Below are 16,778 nucleotides of genomic sequence, written 5' to 3' on the forward strand. Positions count from 1 at the left end.
ACCGCTTGCGATGAACATCCTTGTGACAGGTGGAGCCGGCTTCATCGGCTCAGCCGTTTGCCGCTACCTCATCAACGAAACCGAGCACCACGTCGTCAACCTCGACAAGCTGACCTATGCGGCGAACCTCGAAACGCTAGCCTCGATCGCGGAGGATCCGCGCTATAGCTTCGTGCAGGCCGATATTGCCGATGGTGCCAAGATCGGCGAGACGCTGCGCAAGCACGAGATCGACATCGTCATGCATCTGGCCGCCGAAAGCCATGTCGACCGTTCGATCGACGGTCCGGCCGAATTCATCCAGACCAATATCGTCGGAACCTACCGCCTGCTCGAAGCCGTGCGCGATTACTGGAACAGCCTGACGGGCGACAAGCGCGACACGTTCCGCTTCCACCACATCTCCACCGATGAAGTGTATGGCACGCTGGACTTCAACGACCAGATGTTCACCGAGGAAACGCCCTATGCGCCCTCCTCGCCCTATTCGGCATCCAAGGCCGCATCCGACCATCTGGCGAATGCCTGGCACCACACGTTCGGCCTGCCGGTCGTCTTGTCTAACTGCTCGAACAATTACGGCCCCTACCACTTCCCGGAAAAGCTGATCCCGCTGGTGATCCTCAACGCGCTGGAAGGCCTGCCGCTGCCGGTCTACGGCAATGGCGAGAATGTGCGCGACTGGCTTTACGTCGATGATCATGCCCGCGCGCTCGTGCTGGTCGCCACGCAAGGTGAACTCGGCCGCTCCTATAATATCGGCGGCCGCAACGAGCGCTCCAACCTCACGGTCGTTCACACCATCTGCGACGTGCTGGACCGCCTGCAGCCCCTCCCCGACGCCTCGTCGCGACGCGACCTGATCACTTTCGTGACTGACCGTCCGGGCCACGATCTGCGCTATGCGATCGACGCCAGCCGCATTGAATCCGAACTCGGCTGGAAGGCGCAGGAGACCTTCGAGACAGGTCTGGAAAAGACGGTGCAGTGGTTCCTCGACAATCAGGCATGGTGGGGTCCGATCCGCGCCAAGAAATATTCCGGCGAGCGCCTCGGCCAGCGGAAGGCCTCGTGAAGATCCTCGTCGCGGGCCGCTCCGGCCAGGTCGCGCAATCGTTGGCCGCCATCTCCACGCCTGAGCGCCAGTTCGTGACGCTCGGGCGGCCAGAACTCGACATCACCGACCCCGCTTCCGTGGGAGCAGCCATCCTCGAACACAAACCGGCCGCCCTCATCAACGCCGCCGCCTATACGGCTGTCGACAAGGCGGAGTCCGAGCCGGACGCGGCTTTCGCAGCCAATGAAACGGGCCCGCGCGTTCTCGCTACCGCAGCGCGCGAAGCCGGCATTCCGATCCTGCATATCTCGACCGACTACGTCTTCGCGGGAAACAAGGACGGCTTCTACACCGAAGACGATCCCGTCGATCCCCAAAGCGTCTACGGCCGCTCCAAGCTCGCCGGCGAGCGCGCGGTGGCGCAAGCCAACCCGGACCACGTCATCCTGCGCACCGCCTGGGTATTCAGCCCCTACGGCAACAACTTCCTCAAGACGATGCTGCGCCTGGCAGCCGACCGCGACGTCGTGCGCGTAGTCGCCGATCAATGGGGCAGCCCAACCTATGCGCCAGATATCGCGGCAGGCCTGGCCAAGGTCCTAGACCACGCCCTCGCCTCTCCCGCCGACCCAACCTGGCGCGGCATCTTCCACATGACGGCCGAAGGCACCTGCACCTGGGCCGACTTCGCCGAGGAAATCTTCCGGCAGTCGGCCGAACGCGGGGGAGCCAAGGCCCGTGTCGAGCGGATCACGACGGCGGAGTACCCGACGCCGGCCAAGCGGCCTGCCAATTCGCGGTTGGATAATACAAAATTTGCGTCGGTGTTCGGCCTGAGGATACCACCATGGAAAGCTGCAATGGTTCGCATGCAAGAGTGGGTCTAGCTTTGATCTGAAGCTAGTTTATGCCCTTCAGCTTGCGACCGATAATCCGCAGAGGACCTGTGAGACGCCAACTCGTGGATGTTCTTATCTGCTCGACATGCTCTTGAAGATGCTGGTTGTGAGATATCAACCTTTCCCATTCCTGGGCAGATCTTCCATTTCGTGGCTCTTCAGCAATCGGAAGTTCTTCACCTTCGAATGACTCGGGAGAAAGTTGCAGGACTTGAATGAGCTTCTCTACCGCCGCCTCCAGAGACACCGCAACCTTCACCTTGCAAGCTTCCATCCGAATTCCCTCTTCTTCAGCACTCGCGCTTAGAGAAGCAAAGAATTCATAGGGGACAAAGTCACTTGGAAGCACGTGACAGTTGATGCCATCTCGCAATGTACCGCGAAGACCGTGCAAGCTGCGAACGATTGGGATCGCGCCGCAGAACGCTGCCTCTAGGGGAAGAAGCCCAAGCCCTTCCATGTAGCTGCAGTCTACATAGTAGCCGACCGATGAGAAAAGCTCTGCCAGCTTGCGTCCGTGTAGTGGACCGTGAGACACAACATCGGACAACTCCAGACGCCATTCATCTGCATCATGTCCGAAGGTGTGAACAACGTAGCCCGCGCGTTGCGCCATCAAGGCAACGCTCAAGGCCAGACCGGTTCCCTTCAACGGATTTTCTCGGAGACAGACCGCGATCGCCTTCTTGTTGCGCGCCTTCTTAGCGGGATAGTACCTCAGCCTTGATGGGCCGAGAGGCAATACGACCGAGTCACTTCCACCTATTTTAATGTATTCGTCGATGTACGAAGATACGGAAAAAATAAAATCGTTCCTAGGGTAGTTGCCCAGCACCATCGGCGCAAATTTTCCGTTGTTGAAGGCAATTTCAGGCCCTTGCGCAAGATTTCCAAGGCTTGCTCCGAAATACTTCGCGAGACCCTCAGCTATATCATGCGAGTCCCAGCTCGTACTTACAACGTAGCGGCAGGACTTGACGGTTTTCTTTATGCTGTCCACTGATCTGAAGGGTGAAGTCTGAAATCTTTCGTTGATGAAGCTCTCATCACAATGACCATAAACATAAACGGCCGCTTGTATCCCACGGTGATTTAGCTCATCTACGAAGTCTAGAACAACAGAGATCCCGCCCACTGAAGCAACAGAAGCTGGCAGCACAAATAGGATTTGATATTCCCGGTAATTGCGGGATGCTAATGTCACTCCATCTCGCAACGAATGACGTTTCGACGGCAAGCCGAGAAGTTCAAGCTCACGGCTTGCCGACTCGAACTCGCTCTTCCAACGACGCATGAAAAGAGCACTGTTCTGATCGTTGATAGTGCCCAAGCTATGCTCGATAGAGAAGCTTGGACTATGATTACTGTGGAAGACCAGCAGATTATCGATGACAATATTCTTGAAGCCGCGGCTCTTGCTCCTGAAATGAAGATCAGTGTCTTCCCAGTAACCCTTTCCGAAGATCGGGTCCATCAACGGCTCCGATATGAACAGATCGCGCCGTATGCATACAAAGAACCCGACAACGGGATTGCAGGGCGGGTAAGTTGGGGCCGTCTTGGACAGGATAATGTCGACATCCCTCCAGTGCTGACCATCGTTAGATCGCAAAACGAGATTGGTTGCATTCGTGGTGAACGGGCAAGCCAGAGCAACCTCTTGCGAGGACTGCATAGCATCAAGGACTCTCACCTCCCAATTTGGCGGAACGATCGTATCAGAATTCATCAAGACGACGAATTCGGACTGAGCTGACGAAAACAAGTCGTTTACGTTGGCCAGAAAACCTAGATTATGCTCTCTACGAACATGCCTTATCTTGCTTTCACGCTCCGCATAACCGGCGATGAGTTCTCTCGTAAAATCATCAGAGGCGTCATCACCGATCAGGATCTCGGACAAATGCGCCATGTCCGTATTTTCAAGCAAAGAACTTAGGAGATAATCCAGTTCTTTTGGGAGTTATAGACGGGAATGATAACGGACAGCATCAAACAGAAACCTCAAAGCTTTTAGTGACCTCTTTTGAGGCAATTGCGTCTATGACTTGAGCGTTCTCCAGGCCATTCAAACTGCTCCAGAATTGGAGTTCGCTCGTCACACGCGGAAGAGCGAAAAGTTCGTCGAACTTCACATAATACCTAGCCATGAAATCAAGGTATTGAGCTAAGTTTTCCCTCAAGATCTTTACGGGCCTGATACTTTCCTTGACAGACAACGACAACCCCTTAGGTGCGAATGAAGCTGCCCCACCCAGGACTATCGGCTTTCCCAAGCAGAGAGCTTCGAAGGCCACCGAGGAATTATATGCAACAACCACATCGACCGAGGGCATGATTTCAGCAGTAACGAAAGGCTTTTGAATGGAAACCCCTGGGATGACTGCAAGCGTGCTTAGCAGCTGACATTGATGAACATAGGTATAGCGATACCTGTAGGCGCCTGGATGCGGGCAAACCAGGACCTTGTGCCCAGCGTTCGCCAGAAGTGACACCGAAGACAGGATAAAATCATCATACGACATCTCCCCCCGGTGGATAAGAAGATTGCTATCATCCATGTTTTGTAGCGCAGCGAGTACGGTCTTGGATCGCTGGGTACCGATCTCCTCATCCTGAAACTCGAAAAGATGATCTTCTTGCTTTATTATGTCCGCAAGGGTCACCCGCGCGGGGAAGCCATGGCCGTTCACTCCAAAACTGTCCAATGCCCCGAGGAAGCCGTATGGAGGCCGCAGCGGCCCAAGCTCGCTAAACAGCACCGGGATGCCCTGCTCAAGGCAATAGTGTTGTAGAGCGAGATTCGTCCCCCAGTAGACGATCCCTTCGAAATCGAAATCTTGCCGCAGTTCATCGATGTGCCGCAGCATCACGTCGGACGAGCGAGCTCTTCCGCGCATGTGATCTTCCCAGCGACGAACATCGCGTTCGTCCCACTCGTTGCGGGCTTCGTTGAAATCGGCCCGCTCCTGAGATCGACTCAGGGTCGTGAAGAGCTCCGCATCGGCTCCCTGTTCGATCAGGTGCCTTGCAATATGTTGGCTGCAAAAGATCTTGATGGACTGACGCAGGCTCCCCTCAAGCTCGCTCACCATCTCCACGTACTTCTGCACGATCCAGATCGGAGTTCGCCAGTGTCCCCGGATTTTATACGGATCAACGATCAACAAAATGCGCATCTGATCTCCCACGACGAACTTCCGTGGCTGGTATGTCGTTGGAGCATGCGTGTACAGATGAAAAGTAGTAAAAAGCTGTTGGCCGCCTTCTGCAACATCTCTCGGAGCATATTACTAGCGGAACAGATTTCAGAACGACGTGATGAAGACCTACTCAGGTCTGAGTGGTGCCCAAGGGCGGAATCGAACCACCGACACTACGATTTTCAGTCGCATGCTCTACCAACTGAGCTACTTGGGCATCCGTTTCCGAGGCAAATGCCTTGGGGCGGCGGGGTTGGTGCTCCGCCGGAAGCGAGCGGGGTTATAGCACGGGTTTTTGCCCTGTCCAGCACCCCCGGGACATTTAAGAAAAACATTCGTCAGCTTACCCACAGCCTCCTCGCCGAACGCCCAATCCAGGCTGTTCGTGTGTGTTGGGAACGGCTTCAGCTGCGCTCGCTTTCGCCCGGGAGCGTTTCCTGTTCGTCTTCCTCTTCGTCGCGCACGGGAATGGCGTAGGCGCCTGATAGCCAGCGGTTCAGGTCGATGTCCTTGCAGCGCGGCGAGCAGAAGGGGAAGGTGGCGCGCTGGGAGGGGCGGCCGCATTCTGGGCATGGGCGCTTCGGGCGCAAAGGGGTGACGATCGTCTCAGCCATGAACTGGCGCTTCCAATCAGGTCGGTCTGGGATGTAAACGGAAGATAGGTACGCAGGCGATCCGAGGAAAGATCGCAATCGTAGCCAGGATGGCGAGGCTTACGCGCCCGCGCCCCAGCCAGCATGGACATCGAAGCCATCGCCGGCGAGCAGGCCTGCGGTCTCATAGAGCGGCAAGCCGACGACATTGGTGTAGGAACCGACAAGTTTCACGACCCAGCCCCCTGCAAGGCCCTGGATGGCATAGCCGCCGGCTTTACCGCGCCATTCGCCGGACGCGATGTAGCGATCGATCTCGCGGCGGGACAGGCGTTTGAAGCGCACGCGTGTTTCCACGAGCTTCTGGCGCATCTTGCCGGCCGGCGTGATGACGCAAACGCCGGTGTAAACGCGGTGCGAGCGACCCGATAGCAGTTGCAGGCAGTCGACCGCCTCGTCGGAGATCGTTGCTTTCGGCAGAATACGGCGACCCACGGCCACAACCGTATCTGCGGCCAGAATGAAGGCGCCGGTTGCCGTCTTTTCGGCGGCCATGATGGCCACAGCACGTTCGGCCTTTTCGCGCGACAGGCGCTTGGCGAGTGAGCGCGGAATCTCGCTCTTGGCGGGCGTCTCGTCGACATCGGCCGGCAGAATGCGATGTGGCTCGATGCCCATCTGCTGCAGCAGCTCGATGCGCCTCGGCGAGCCGGACGCCAGAACAAGCTTTGCAACGTCGCTCATCGATCAATTCCGTCAATGAAAGCGGAGAATGGTGGCTTCAAACGGCTGAATGCCAAGGCAGGCGCCGAAGCAGCCGTTTCGTTCAAAACGGCCGAGCTTACTTGAAGCGATAGGTGATGCGGCCCTTGCTCAAATCGTAGGGCGTCATTTCCACCAGGATCTTGTCACCCGTCAGCACGCGGATGCGGTTCTTGCGCATGCGGCCAGCGGTATGAGCAATGATCTCGTGCTCATTTTCCAACTTCACCCGGAACATCGCATTCGGCAGCAGTTCCGTAACCGTGCCGGGAAATTCGAGGACTTCTTCCTTTGCCATCCGTATCCTTTCTGCGGCTCCTTCAAGAAGGGCCTGAAATCTGGGGCAACACCTATATGATGCCGCGCCTGTTGTGAACGTCTTATTTGGGGTGTCAGGAAGCGCTTTTCGAGCCAAAGCGGTTGATTATTCGCGCTTCCAGCCGATCGCGCACATCGCGATAGGCGTCAAGGATCTGGTCGCGCCGGCCCGTCGCGGAGGTTGGATCGGCCGTAGGCCAATATTCCACGTCCACCGCAAGCGTGCGCGTCAGTTCCAAAGCGCGGTGATGCGCTTCCGGTGCCAGCGTGATGATGAGGTCGAAATAGTCGTCTTCCAGCTGATCCAAGGTGAGCGGCTGGCGCTCGCCCAGCGTCAGGCCTTTTTCGGCCAGCACGGCATCCACGAAGGGGTCGCGCTCCCCTGCTCGCACGCCGGCCGATGCCAGGAAGGTCGACGACGGCAGCATGCTGCGCGCGATCTGCTCGGCCATGGGCGAGCGCACGGCATTCATGCCACACAAAAACAGTAGGGAGCGCGGGGCTTTGGCGGGTTTGTCCGCTGTATCGTCGTTCTGGGCTTCCTGATCCGTCACAGGCAATCAGCCGCGCCAATGCAGAACGCAGATCAGCGTGAACAAGCGCCGCGCCGTGGTGAAATCGACCTCGATCTTGCCGCCCAGCCTGTCCAACAGCGTTTGCGAGCCTTCATTGTGAAGGCCACGCCGGCCCATGTCGATCGCTTCGATCTTGCTTGGCGTGGAAGACCGGATCGCGTCGTAATAACTTTCGCAGATCATGTAGTAGTCCTTCACGATCCGCCGAAATGGGGTCAGCGACAGGATGTGGAGCACGACCTGCTCGCCGTCTTCGCGGTTGATGGCGAAGACCAGTTTGTTTTCCACCAGTGACAGCTTGAGCCGATAGGGGCCACCCGCCTCGTCGCCGATAGGACGAAAGCTGTTTTCCTCGATCAGGTCGAAGATCGCGACCGCGCGCTCATGTTCGACATCCGGCGTGGAACGGCCGATTGATTCGTCGAGCTCGACTTCGATCAATCGGCAGTTCGGCGGCAGCGTCATGGTCAGACGTTCAATCGGATCGAAACGGAGCGGCCATGGGCATCCAAGCCTTCGGCTTTCGCCAAGGCAATGGCGGCCGGTGCCAGCGCGCGCAACTGATCGGGGCCGAGCTTCAGGATCGAGGTGCGCTTGACGAAGTCGAGCACGGACAGGCCTGACGAGAAGCGGGCCGAGCGTGCGGTCGGTAGGACGTGGTTGGAGCCGCCGACATAATCACCGATCACTTCCGGCGTATAAGCGCCAAGGAAGATCGCGCCGGCATTGCGGATCTTCGGCAGGAGCGCATCTGGATCAGCAACGGCGAGTTCGAGATGCTCGGCGGCGATACGGTTGATGAGGGGAACCGCAGCGTCGATGCTGTCCACCAGGATCAGCGCGCCGAAATCGGCCCAGGAGCGTGATGCGATCTCGCCGCGGGGCAGGAGCTTGAGCTGGCGCTCTACGGCCTCAGCGACCGCATCGGCGAAGCCGGCATCGTCGGTAATGAGGATCGACTGCGCGGAGGCATCATGCTCGGCCTGCGCCAAAAGGTCGGCTGCGATCCAGTCGGGGTTATTCTGGGCGTCGGCGACCACAAGGACTTCGGATGGCCCGGCGATCATGTCGATGCCGACCGTACCGAACACCTGGCGCTTGGCGGCCGCGACATAGGCATTGCCGGGCCCGACGATCTTGGCGACCGGCGCGATCGTTTCCGTGCCATAGGCAAGGGCTGCCACCGCCTGCGCACCGCCGATGCGGTAGATTTCGCTGACGCCGGCGATGTCCGCGGCCACTAGCACGAGGGGGTTCAACACGCCATCGGGCGCCGGCACCACCATAGCAAGGCGCTCGACACCGGCTACGACGGCTGGCACGGCGTTCATCAGAACAGAGCTTGGATAGCTTGCCGTGCCGCCTGGCACGTAAAGGCCGACCGACTCGACGGCCGTCCAGCGCGAACCGAGTTCGACACCGGCCGCGTCCGTGTAGCGATCATCCACCGGCTTCTGGCGGGCATGATGGGATGCGATGCGTTCGCGCGCAAAGCGCAGCGCATCCACCACCGCCGGATCAGAGGTCTCGTAGGCTTGCGCGATTTCTTCCGGCGTAATCCGCAGCCGGCTGGTGATGTCGGCACGGTCGAAGCGCCGCGTATAACCGATCAGGCCAGCATCGCCGCGCGCGCGGATGTCAGCCACGATGTCGCGCACGGCGCGATCCACGTCATCCGACACTTCGCGCTTGGTCGATAAAAAGGCGGCAAAGCGGGGTTCGAAATTGCCCTCGCGCTGATCGAGACGGGTCACCACAACAACATCATCCGAAATGGGCGGGCTTCGATCCCGCTTCCCAGGCCGCACCCAGATCGGTCAAACGGCCTTCGACGTAATCGACCTGAAGCCGAAGCGCATGGTCGCCGGCAAAGATCAGCTCGATCGTGCCGGCGGGCGCGTCTTCAGGCGTAAAGCGGATCGAGAGAAGGACGAGAACGTCGTCAACCTTGTCGCGCGTAATGCCGCTTGCGCGCACAGCCTGCACGCCTTCGAAATGCAGAACCGAGCGGCGGCGCTCGTAACGCTGATTGAACACCGAGTTGACCGGGCTCTCCCAGGCGAAGCGGTTGATTTCCAGGAGGAAGCGACGTGCGCCCTTGTCCCAGCGCATATCCCCGACGCGGATCACCGCATCCTGCACATGGGCGGAAACGATTTTCAGATCGTCTTCGTCGAGTGCTGCAAGTTTCAGCATGGCGATCTCATTTGACAGGTCCGGTTTCGTGTAGGCGTTCACGCGCGGGAGAGCAATGTGTCACCCGCGCCTTTCGCTAGACGAACGCGTCAAATGTCGTGCGGTTTCAGCTGGATATGCGTTCAATATCGGCGCCGCAACGCGACAGCTTTTCTTCGAGACGCTCGAAGCCGCGGTCGAGGTGATAGACGCGGTTCACCACCGTTTCGCCCTCGGCCGCCAATCCGGCGATTACCAGCGACACGGATGCGCGCAGATCGGTCGCCATCACGGGCGCGCCCTTGAGCTTGGAAACGCCATCCACGATCGCGGTCTGGCCGGACAGGTGGATCTGGGCGCCGAGACGCGCCAACTCCTGCACATGCATGAAGCGGTTTTCGAAGATCGTTTCGGTAATGCGCGACTGGCCGTTGGCCATCGTCATCAGGCCCATGAACTGCGCCTGCAGGTCTGTAGGGAAGCCCGGGAAAGGCTCAGTCGTGACATCGACCGGCAGGATGCCGTTGCCGTTGCGGCGAATGCGGATGCCGCTTGCGCCTGGTGTCACCTCGACGCCAGCCTGCACCAGCGTGTCGAGAGCAGCCTGCAGGTAATCGGGCTTGGCGCCTTCGAGCAGCACGTCGCCGCCTGTCATCGCCACGGCCATGGCATAGGTGCCGGTCTCAATGCGGTCGGGAATTACGGCATGGCGCGCGCCATGCAGCGTTTCAACGCCCTCGATTGTAATCGTCGACGTGCCGGCGCCGCTGATCCGCGCGCCCATCGCGTTAAGGCATTCGGCGAGGTTGACGACTTCCGGCTCACGCGCCGCGTTTTCCAGCACCGTTTCGCCCTTGGCGAGCGATGCCGCCATCATCAGCACATGCGTTGCGCCGACGGAAACCTTGGGGAACGCATAGCGCGTGCCGACGAGACCGCCTGGCGCCCTGGCATTGATGTAACCGCCATCGACGTCGAGCGTGGCGCCCAGCGCTTCCAGACCTTCGATAAACAGATCGACCGGCCGTGTGCCGATGGCGCAGCCGCCCGGCAGCGACACGCGCGCCTCGTGGCAGCGCGCCAGAAGCGGGCCGATCACCCAGAAGCTCGCCCGCATCTTGGACACGAGTTCATAGGGCGCGGTGGTAGACACGACGTTGCGCGCGGTGAAGCTGATCGTGCGCGAATAGCCTTCCGCCTGCTTTTCGCGACGGCCGCTGACGGCATAATCGACGCCGTGATTGCCGAGGATTCGGATCAGCTGCTCGACATCGGCGAGATGCGGCACATTCTCCAGGGTCAACGTGTCGTCGGTCAGCAGCGAAGCGATCATCAACGGCAGCGCGGCGTTCTTGGCGCCGGAAATCGGAATAGTGCCGTTGAGCGTGTTACCACCCACGAGTCTGATGCGGTCCATGCGAGCCCTGGCTTTCTTTGGATGACGCCGGAGGCCCGCTTGGCAGGCGGCTTCGAACGGCGAAGGTTATATCCGTCCCCTAGACGATCAAGATGGCCACATCAAGGAACCCGTTTGCCGTCTCCCTTATCACAGACCCTTTGCCCGCTCTTATTCGTCTTCGCTCGCCGCGCCGCCTTTCACTGCTACGCCTTCGCGACGCAAATCCGCCTCACCCTGCCGGCGCGACCGCGTTTGCTCCTTACGGCGGGCGAGATTCGCGCGAAGCTGCTCCGCCAACCGATCTTCCCGCGTTTTCGCCGCCTTCTTGTCGTCCGCCATCGCTTTTCCCCAAGCCTATCCGAGCGCGGTCATCATAAATCACACCGCTTCTGTTAAAAACCTGCCTTGGGTAAGTGCAAGCCTCGCTTGCGCTTTGCAAAGACCTATGGCAGAAGCCAGCCGCATTCGTCGGCCAGCTGCGGTAGCTCAGTGGTAGAGCACTCCCTTGGTAAGGGAGAGGTCGAGAGTTCAATCCTCTCTCGCAGCACCATTTTCCCAACGTTAGCACCTCTCGGAAAGGACGTTCGATGGTAAGACGCATGTCGATCCTGGTTCGAGCCGATTGGGATGAGGAAGCTGGTGTCTGGGTTGCCTCGACAACCGACATCGAAGGCCTTGCTGTCGAAGCCGAAACCTTCGAGCGCCTTGAAGAAAAAGTCATTGCAGCGGTTTCCGACTTGATCGAGTTGAACGGTGTTCGGTTCGAAGCACCGGAAATTCCGATCCACATCATGGCCGATCATCTCGCGCGCATCCCCAATCCACTCGCTTAATTCGAGGTTGAGTGATGGCCGGCTTTCTGCGCGAGCTTAAAGATATCCTGACGCAGAATGGCTGTACTTTTACCCGGATGGGCAAAGGCGATCACGAGATCTGGTTCAGCCCTCTGACCAACCGCTACTTCACGGTCGATAAAGGGACCAAGTCGCGTCACACAGCAAATGAGACGCTCAAGCAGGCCGGTCTGAAGAAGGCGTTCTAAGTTCACTTTCTTAGCGGAAACCTCGTTCTACATTTGACCCAGATCAAAGGTCGCGCCACCTGTCTCGGCTAAAACACCGTCACTTGGTCTGGCAAAGCCGTGGGGCAAAATGACCAAGTCCTTGAAGTTTACGGGTTTGGCGCGCGGTCCTATAATCGCCACCACCAACCGAACAGGGCGGCCGAACAGGGCGGATGGAATGAACTACGAGCGGTTTTTCGAAGAAGCAGTCGATCAGGTCCATGCGGAAAAGCGGTATCGCGTTTTCGCTGATCTCGAGCGGATCGTGGGCGAGTTTCCCCGCGCGATCTGGCGCTCGGAAGGTGAAGCACGCGAGATCACCGTCTGGTGCTCGAACGATTATCTCGGCATGGGCCAGCATCCCGATGTGATTTCCGCCATGCAGACTGCAGCGGGCCGCATGGGTTCGGGTGCCGGCGGCACGCGCAACATTTCGGGCACCAACCATCCGCTGGTCGAGCTTGAGCGCGAACTCGCCGACCTGCATGGCAAGGAAGCCGCCCTCGTTTTCACCTCCGGCTTCGTGTCGAACGAAGCGTCGATCTCGACGATCGCACGGCTTTTGCCGGACTGTCTGATCCTGTCGGATGAACTCAACCACGCCTCGATGATCGAAGGCGTGCGGCGTTCGGGCGCCGACAAGAAGATCTTCCGCCACAACGACCTCGCCCATCTCGAGCAACTGCTGGCGATCGCGCCGCGTGAGCGCGCCAAGCTGATCGTGTTCGAATCGGTGTATTCGATGGATGGCGACATCGCGCCGATCGCCGAAATCACCGCACTCGCCCGCCGCTACAATGCGATGACCTATATCGACGAAGTCCACGCGGTCGGCATGTATGGCAATCGTGGCGGCGGCATCTCTGATCGCGATAACCTCGCCGGCGAGATCGACGTCATCGAAGGCACGCTGGCCAAGGCGTTCGGCACACTGGGCGGCTATATCGCAGGCCCACGTTCGGTGATCGATGCCGTGCGCTCCTATGCGCCGGGCTTCATCTTCACCACCGCCCTGCCGCCATCGATCGCAGCCGCCGCAACCGCCTCGATCCGCCATCTGAAAGAATCGCAGATCGAGCGCGAGCAGCAACAGCGCCAGGCGCAGAACACCAAGGACCAGCTGTCGACTGCCGGTCTACCCGTGATGCCGTCCGAAACCCATATCGTGCCGGTGCTGGTCGGAGATCCCGAGCTTTGCAAGAAGGCGAGCGATCGTTTGCTTGAAGTGCACGGGCTGTACATTCAGCCGATCAACTATCCGACCGTGCCGCGGGGCACCGAGCGCCTGCGCATCACGCCGACGCCGTTCCATTCGGACGCGCTGATCGGTGAACTGGCTTCTGCCTTGCGCGAAACCTGGGAAGCCCTCGGCATCCCCTTCGCCAACGACCGCCGCCCAGCCCAACAGCGCACTAACCGTATCATCCCGCTGGTTACGTCCACGGCAGGCGGCTGACGCTGGTTCAAAGGGCGTCCTTCAATGGACGCCTTTTCCCGCTGTCGGCGTCGATCTGCTTTGAGTCCGCCTGAAGACCGCCTTGAACAAAGCTTGCCCATCCAGATGACTGGCGGCTAAAACGCTGGTCTCGATATCGACCTGCGTGGGCAAGATGCACCTTCTGATCGCCTTTCTGGGCATCATTGCCGCGATCATCTTCTTCGTCATTCGCGCCCATACCGTTTATGGTGCGGCCAAGGAGATCAATCAGGATACCAAGGGGCTGCAGCGGCGAGCGAAACAGAAGTTCCAAGACTTTCGAGGAACGAAGCTTTCGCGCATCCGCGACCCGCAACTCGCCGCTGCCATCCTGTTGATCCAGCTGATCCGGACGGAAGCGCCTGTCACGGCGCAGGAAAAAACCGCGATCCTCGACTGTCTGCGCGACCCACTGCTTGCTGCCGACCCGCAGGCCCTGTTCGAGCAGGCCTGGACCTATACGGAAAATCGTGCGTTCTTTTCGATGGTTTCCGATGAACTGCTTCCCGTGCTGAAAATCAGTTTGAACGATGCTGAAAAGCATGAGTTGGTCGCCATGCTGACCAAGGTCGCTGGCGCCTACAACGGTATCGGCGAGTTGCAGCAATCGTCGATCTCAAGGCTGAAGAAGACGCTGTTTTTGTAAGCGCTTCGTTGGATGATCGATCCAATGCAGCTTCTGTCCCTTGCAACATGGTAGCAGGCCCGGCCTGAAATCGGCTTCACATCCTCCTCGTCATCCTTGGAGGGAGCTGCAGCATAAGCGGAGGCGCACACCGGAGGATGACGAAGCGGCGAGAGACGCGCGACATTGCAGAACCTGGCGCCGTTCCTCACCCCCGGCACGGGGGAGAGGTGGCCCGTCAGGGTCGGTGAGGGGGCGCGACCTCGCCGCCGCCGCTGCACTCGCCGAACCCGGAGCTGCTCCCCTCACCATCACGCCTGCGCCATGCCACCTCTCCCGCACAAAGTGAGGGAGAGGAATGGCGCCAAGTCCGTTCAACTCCGCGCTTTTATGAAAGACTTATCCACGCCCCAGCACCTCCAGCCATAATCCCCCCATCGCTCTTGTCGGGACTCTGGTGCGCACCGGGGATCAGAGGAGGGTGGCGGTGTCCGGGCTGGTTGCGCAACGGTAGCGTGATCTGGAGGTAATCAGTCCTCCTTAAGCCTGGGCCACGAGCCGGTTCAGCGCTGTTTCGGACCTTTCCAGGGGGAGAGCCATCCGAACAGCCCACCGGTGCCGCGGCAAGCGCACCGACGGACGCGAGTGTTTCCGCGCCGTACATAGTATCAATCTGAGGCGCGGATTCTTGCGTCCGCTTCCCGAACTTTCATGGTCGGGAAGGCGGGAAGTCGTGCCTGCAAGACAGCACATGATCAGGTGACGCCTTGGCGCACCTGCGTTCTTTGACATTGGCCCGGACCGTAGCGCGAGACGCTTACGCTATTTTTGCGGGAGCCCTCAGCGCCCCCTCACCCCGCCGGCTGTGCTCGGAAATAATCTGCCAGCCGTCCCGCCGCCTCCTCCAGCTGTTCCAGGTTGCGATGGAAGCAGAGGCGGAAGTGGCCGGCGCCGGCGGCACCGAAGGCGGTGCCGGGTGCGAGACCCACACTGGCCTTGTCGATGATGTCGAAAGTCGCGTTGCGCGAGTCGCTGATGCCGTCCACCGCGAAGAAGGCGTAGAACGCGCCTTGCGGCACGCTCATGCGCACGCGGCCCGTATCCAGAAGGGCGCTGCAAACGAGATCGCGGGCCTTGTGAGCGCGCTCGACCTGGCTTGCGACAAAGGCATCGCCTTCATCCAATGCAGCGACCGCGCCGCGCTGCATGAACTGCGCCACGCCCGAAGTCGAATACTGGATCAGGTTCTCGAACACCTGCTGCAGATCGGGATGAATGCGCAGCCAGCCGATGCGCCAGCCGGTCATCGCCCAGTTCTTGGAGAAGCTGTTAACGAAGAGGATGCGGTCCTCAGGCTCCATCACATCGAGGAAGGACGGCGCGCGGCTGCCGGAATAATGATAAAGCGAATAGATTTCGTCGGCGATGATCCAGAGGTTCTTGCGCCGGGCGAGATCGAGCAACCCGCGCAATGTCTCATGATCGGCCGTCCAGCCATTGGGATTGGACGGCGTGTTGATGAACAGCGCGCGCGTGCGCTCGGTCACCGCAGCTTCGACCCGTTCAAGGTCGCAGACCCAGCCATTGCCGGTTTCCGTCAGCGGCACCGGCACGGGCGTGGCGCCTGACACGCCGACGGCACCGGCAAAATTCGGCCAAGCCGGCGAAAGATAGATCGCTTCGTCGCCCGCCCCGGTTGTTGCCTGCAACGCCAGCTGGATCGCATGCATGCCGCTGGCGGTGACGATGAACTCTTCCGGCTGAAACGCATGGCCGAAGTGCCGGATATAATAGCGGGCAAGCGCCTGGCGCAGTTCGGGAATACCACGCTGCCAGGTGTAGAAGGTTTCACCGTTTGCCAAGCCCGCTTGTGCCGCTTGCGTGATGAAGTCGGGCGTCGGCAAATCGCCCTCACCGGCCCAAAGCGGGATCGTGCCCGGGCGGGCGCGGCCATAGTTGATCGCCGCAACGATGTCGCTCTCGGGCACGTTGCGGGCATCGCCGCGCAGATTATCAAACAGGCTCACGACCAAATCTCCGGGGCGACTCACAAACGAAAGGCGAACAAAGCACGACTCATCGGCGCGCCATGCTTCGATAAGCCTTCGATCACCTCGGCGCTAGCGCCAGGATCACACCGCGCGTCTGGCCAGAAGATCGCGAATTTCGGTAAGAAGCTGCACATCCGGCGGTGGCGGCGCGGCCGGTGTCGCAACCTTCTCCTCGCGCTCGATGCGGCGGCGCAGGTTGTTCACGGCCTTGACCATCAGGAAGATGATGAAAGCCAGGATCAGGAAATTGATCACGACCGTGATGAAGCTGCCATAAGCAAACACAGCCCCCTGCTCGCGCGCCTGCGCCAACGTCGGCGCGTTGACAGCCGAGGATAGGGGCAGGAAGTAGTTGGAAAAATCGAAGCCGCCAAAGATCGCACCGATAATCGGCATGATGATGTCGTCCACCAGCGATGTGACGATCTTGCCGAACGCGGCGCCGATGATCACGCCGACTGCAAGATCCATGACATTGCCGCGCGCAATGAATTCCTGAAATTCCTTCAGCATCCCGCCTTCCTTTATCCCCAAACGAGCCGCTCCAATGCTGCCCCATGATCCAGATCATAGCTGCGCGA

19 protein-coding genes and 2 tRNA genes are annotated in these 16,778 nt (G+C 59.5%); 7 read left to right on the forward strand and 14 right to left on the reverse strand.

The window, feature by feature from the left end:
* Nucleotides 1–10: 10 nt before the first annotated feature.
* Both rfbB and rfbD read left to right on the forward strand, forming a co-directional pair.
* On the forward strand, nucleotides 11–1,075 hold the full coding sequence (rfbB, locus tag IE166_RS10075) for a dTDP-glucose 4,6-dehydratase (RefSeq protein ID WP_189503478.1): 1,065 nt from the start codon (nucleotides 11–13) through the stop codon (nucleotides 1,073–1,075).
* Entirely contained in the window at nucleotides 1,072–1,944 is an 873-nt protein-coding gene (rfbD, locus tag IE166_RS10080; RefSeq protein ID WP_189503480.1) for a dTDP-4-dehydrorhamnose reductase, read from the forward strand. The genes rfbB and rfbD overlap by 4 nt, the downstream gene beginning before the upstream one ends.
* Nucleotides 1,945–1,957: 13 nt before the next feature.
* Here the strand turns inward: rfbD and IE166_RS10085 are convergent, their stop codons facing one another.
* The 12 genes from IE166_RS10085 to IE166_RS10140 form a co-directional block, all read right to left on the reverse strand.
* Nucleotides 1,958–3,907 (reverse strand): glycosyltransferase, encoded by a 1,950-nt coding sequence (locus IE166_RS10085; protein ID WP_280514881.1) that lies wholly within the window; start codon nucleotides 3,905–3,907, stop codon nucleotides 1,958–1,960.
* Nucleotides 3,908–3,947: 40 nt separating this feature from the next.
* On the reverse strand, nucleotides 3,948–5,135 hold the full coding sequence (locus tag IE166_RS10090; protein ID WP_189503484.1) for a capsular polysaccharide export protein, LipB/KpsS family: 1,188 nt from the start codon (nucleotides 5,133–5,135) through the stop codon (nucleotides 3,948–3,950).
* A 165-nt stretch (nucleotides 5,136–5,300) separates the two neighbouring features.
* Nucleotides 5,301–5,376, reverse strand: a tRNA-Phe gene (locus tag IE166_RS10095).
* Between the two features lie 187 nt (nucleotides 5,377–5,563).
* Complete coding sequence (yacG, locus tag IE166_RS10100) at nucleotides 5,564–5,773, reverse strand: DNA gyrase inhibitor YacG (protein ID WP_189503486.1); 210 nt, start codon at nucleotides 5,771–5,773, stop codon at nucleotides 5,564–5,566.
* Nucleotides 5,774–5,872: 99 nt separating this feature from the next.
* Nucleotides 5,873–6,496, reverse strand: a complete 624-nt coding sequence (locus IE166_RS10105) for a Maf-like protein (RefSeq protein WP_189503487.1) — start codon at nucleotides 6,494–6,496, stop codon at nucleotides 5,873–5,875.
* A 97-nt stretch (nucleotides 6,497–6,593) separates the two neighbouring features.
* Nucleotides 6,594–6,812: a translation initiation factor IF-1 gene (gene infA / locus IE166_RS10110; RefSeq protein ID WP_189503489.1), complete on the reverse strand. Its 219-nt coding sequence runs from the start codon at nucleotides 6,810–6,812 to the stop codon at nucleotides 6,594–6,596.
* A 94-nt stretch (nucleotides 6,813–6,906) separates the two neighbouring features.
* Complete coding sequence (locus IE166_RS10115; protein ID WP_385966040.1) at nucleotides 6,907–7,392, reverse strand: arsenate-mycothiol transferase ArsC; 486 nt, start codon at nucleotides 7,390–7,392, stop codon at nucleotides 6,907–6,909.
* On the reverse strand, nucleotides 7,393–7,872 hold the full coding sequence (locus tag IE166_RS10120) for a UPF0262 family protein (RefSeq protein ID WP_189503491.1): 480 nt from the start codon (nucleotides 7,870–7,872) through the stop codon (nucleotides 7,393–7,395).
* A 2-nt stretch (nucleotides 7,873–7,874) separates the two neighbouring features.
* The gene (gene hisD / locus IE166_RS10125) at nucleotides 7,875–9,164 is read right to left on the reverse strand and encodes a histidinol dehydrogenase (RefSeq protein WP_189503493.1); all 1,290 of its coding nucleotides are present in this window, start codon (nucleotides 9,162–9,164) and stop codon (nucleotides 7,875–7,877) included.
* A 7-nt stretch (nucleotides 9,165–9,171) separates the two neighbouring features.
* Entirely contained in the window at nucleotides 9,172–9,603 is a 432-nt protein-coding gene (locus tag IE166_RS10130; protein WP_308430520.1) for a DUF2948 family protein, read from the reverse strand.
* 106 nt (nucleotides 9,604–9,709) lie between these two features.
* Nucleotides 9,710–10,999, reverse strand: a complete 1,290-nt coding sequence (murA, locus tag IE166_RS10135) for a UDP-N-acetylglucosamine 1-carboxyvinyltransferase (RefSeq protein WP_189503495.1) — start codon at nucleotides 10,997–10,999, stop codon at nucleotides 9,710–9,712.
* Between the two features lie 150 nt (nucleotides 11,000–11,149).
* Nucleotides 11,150–11,320: a hypothetical protein gene (locus IE166_RS10140; protein WP_189503497.1), complete on the reverse strand. Its 171-nt coding sequence runs from the start codon at nucleotides 11,318–11,320 to the stop codon at nucleotides 11,150–11,152.
* A 136-nt stretch (nucleotides 11,321–11,456) separates the two neighbouring features.
* Here IE166_RS10140 and IE166_RS10145 point away from each other — a divergent pair.
* The 5 genes from IE166_RS10145 to IE166_RS10165 all read left to right on the forward strand — a co-directional run bounded on the left by IE166_RS10145 (nucleotide 11,457) and on the right by IE166_RS10165 (nucleotide 14,167).
* A tRNA-Thr gene (locus IE166_RS10145) sits at nucleotides 11,457–11,531 on the forward strand.
* Nucleotides 11,532–11,568: 37 nt separating this feature from the next.
* Nucleotides 11,569–11,814: a DUF1902 domain-containing protein gene (locus IE166_RS10150; RefSeq protein ID WP_189503500.1), complete on the forward strand. Its 246-nt coding sequence runs from the start codon at nucleotides 11,569–11,571 to the stop codon at nucleotides 11,812–11,814.
* 14 nt (nucleotides 11,815–11,828) lie between these two features.
* A complete protein-coding gene (locus tag IE166_RS10155) occupies nucleotides 11,829–12,023 on the forward strand; it encodes a type II toxin-antitoxin system HicA family toxin (protein WP_189503502.1) in 195 nt (64 codons plus the stop codon).
* A 199-nt stretch (nucleotides 12,024–12,222) separates the two neighbouring features.
* The gene (gene hemA / locus IE166_RS10160; RefSeq protein ID WP_189503504.1) at nucleotides 12,223–13,500 is read left to right on the forward strand and encodes a 5-aminolevulinate synthase; all 1,278 of its coding nucleotides are present in this window, start codon (nucleotides 12,223–12,225) and stop codon (nucleotides 13,498–13,500) included.
* 154 nt (nucleotides 13,501–13,654) lie between these two features.
* A complete protein-coding gene (locus tag IE166_RS10165; RefSeq protein WP_189503507.1) occupies nucleotides 13,655–14,167 on the forward strand; it encodes a TerB family tellurite resistance protein in 513 nt (170 codons plus the stop codon).
* 830 nt (nucleotides 14,168–14,997) lie between these two features.
* On the opposite strand, the gene IE166_RS10170 is transcribed toward IE166_RS10165, so the two are convergent.
* Complete coding sequence (locus tag IE166_RS10170; protein ID WP_189503509.1) at nucleotides 14,998–16,173, reverse strand: pyridoxal phosphate-dependent aminotransferase; 1,176 nt, start codon at nucleotides 16,171–16,173, stop codon at nucleotides 14,998–15,000.
* Nucleotides 16,174–16,278: 105 nt separating this feature from the next.
* Nucleotides 16,279–16,710: a large conductance mechanosensitive channel protein MscL gene (mscL, locus tag IE166_RS10175; protein WP_189503511.1), complete on the reverse strand. Its 432-nt coding sequence runs from the start codon at nucleotides 16,708–16,710 to the stop codon at nucleotides 16,279–16,281.
* Nucleotides 16,711–16,778 lie beyond the last annotated feature (68 nt).

This window comes from Tianweitania populi (assembly GCF_014652875.1).
GTDB lineage: Bacteria > Pseudomonadota > Alphaproteobacteria > Rhizobiales > Rhizobiaceae > Tianweitania > Tianweitania populi.

What these genes read in the sequence shown, in the direction of transcription:
- IE166_RS10090 (WP_189503484.1), bottom strand. Translation starts at nt 5,135, where the DNA reads ATGCGCATTTTGTTGATCGTTGATCCGTATAAAATCCGGGGACACTGG.
- IE166_RS10165 (WP_189503507.1), top strand. Translation starts at nt 13,655, where the DNA reads ATGCACCTTCTGATCGCCTTTCTGGGCATCATTGCCGCGATCATCTTC.
- IE166_RS10150 (WP_189503500.1), top strand. Translation starts at nt 11,569, where the DNA reads ATGGTAAGACGCATGTCGATCCTGGTTCGAGCCGATTGGGATGAGGAA.
- murA (WP_189503495.1), bottom strand. Translation starts at nt 10,999, where the DNA reads ATGGACCGCATCAGACTCGTGGGTGGTAACACGCTCAACGGCACTATT.
- yacG (WP_189503486.1), bottom strand. Translation starts at nt 5,773, where the DNA reads ATGGCTGAGACGATCGTCACCCCTTTGCGCCCGAAGCGCCCATGCCCA.
- IE166_RS10105 (WP_189503487.1), bottom strand. Translation starts at nt 6,496, where the DNA reads ATGAGCGACGTTGCAAAGCTTGTTCTGGCGTCCGGCTCGCCGAGGCGC.
- IE166_RS10130 (WP_308430520.1), bottom strand. Translation starts at nt 9,603, where the DNA reads ATGCTGAAACTTGCAGCACTCGACGAAGACGATCTGAAAATCGTTTCC.
- infA (WP_189503489.1), bottom strand. Translation starts at nt 6,812, where the DNA reads ATGGCAAAGGAAGAAGTCCTCGAATTTCCCGGCACGGTTACGGAACTG.
- mscL (WP_189503511.1), bottom strand. Translation starts at nt 16,710, where the DNA reads ATGCTGAAGGAATTTCAGGAATTCATTGCGCGCGGCAATGTCATGGAT.
- rfbB (WP_189503478.1), top strand. Translation starts at nt 11, where the DNA reads ATGAACATCCTTGTGACAGGTGGAGCCGGCTTCATCGGCTCAGCCGTT.
- hemA (WP_189503504.1), top strand. Translation starts at nt 12,223, where the DNA reads ATGAACTACGAGCGGTTTTTCGAAGAAGCAGTCGATCAGGTCCATGCG.
- IE166_RS10155 (WP_189503502.1), top strand. Translation starts at nt 11,829, where the DNA reads ATGGCCGGCTTTCTGCGCGAGCTTAAAGATATCCTGACGCAGAATGGC.
- IE166_RS10120 (WP_189503491.1), bottom strand. Translation starts at nt 7,872, where the DNA reads ATGACGCTGCCGCCGAACTGCCGATTGATCGAAGTCGAGCTCGACGAA.
- IE166_RS10140 (WP_189503497.1), bottom strand. Translation starts at nt 11,320, where the DNA reads ATGGCGGACGACAAGAAGGCGGCGAAAACGCGGGAAGATCGGTTGGCG.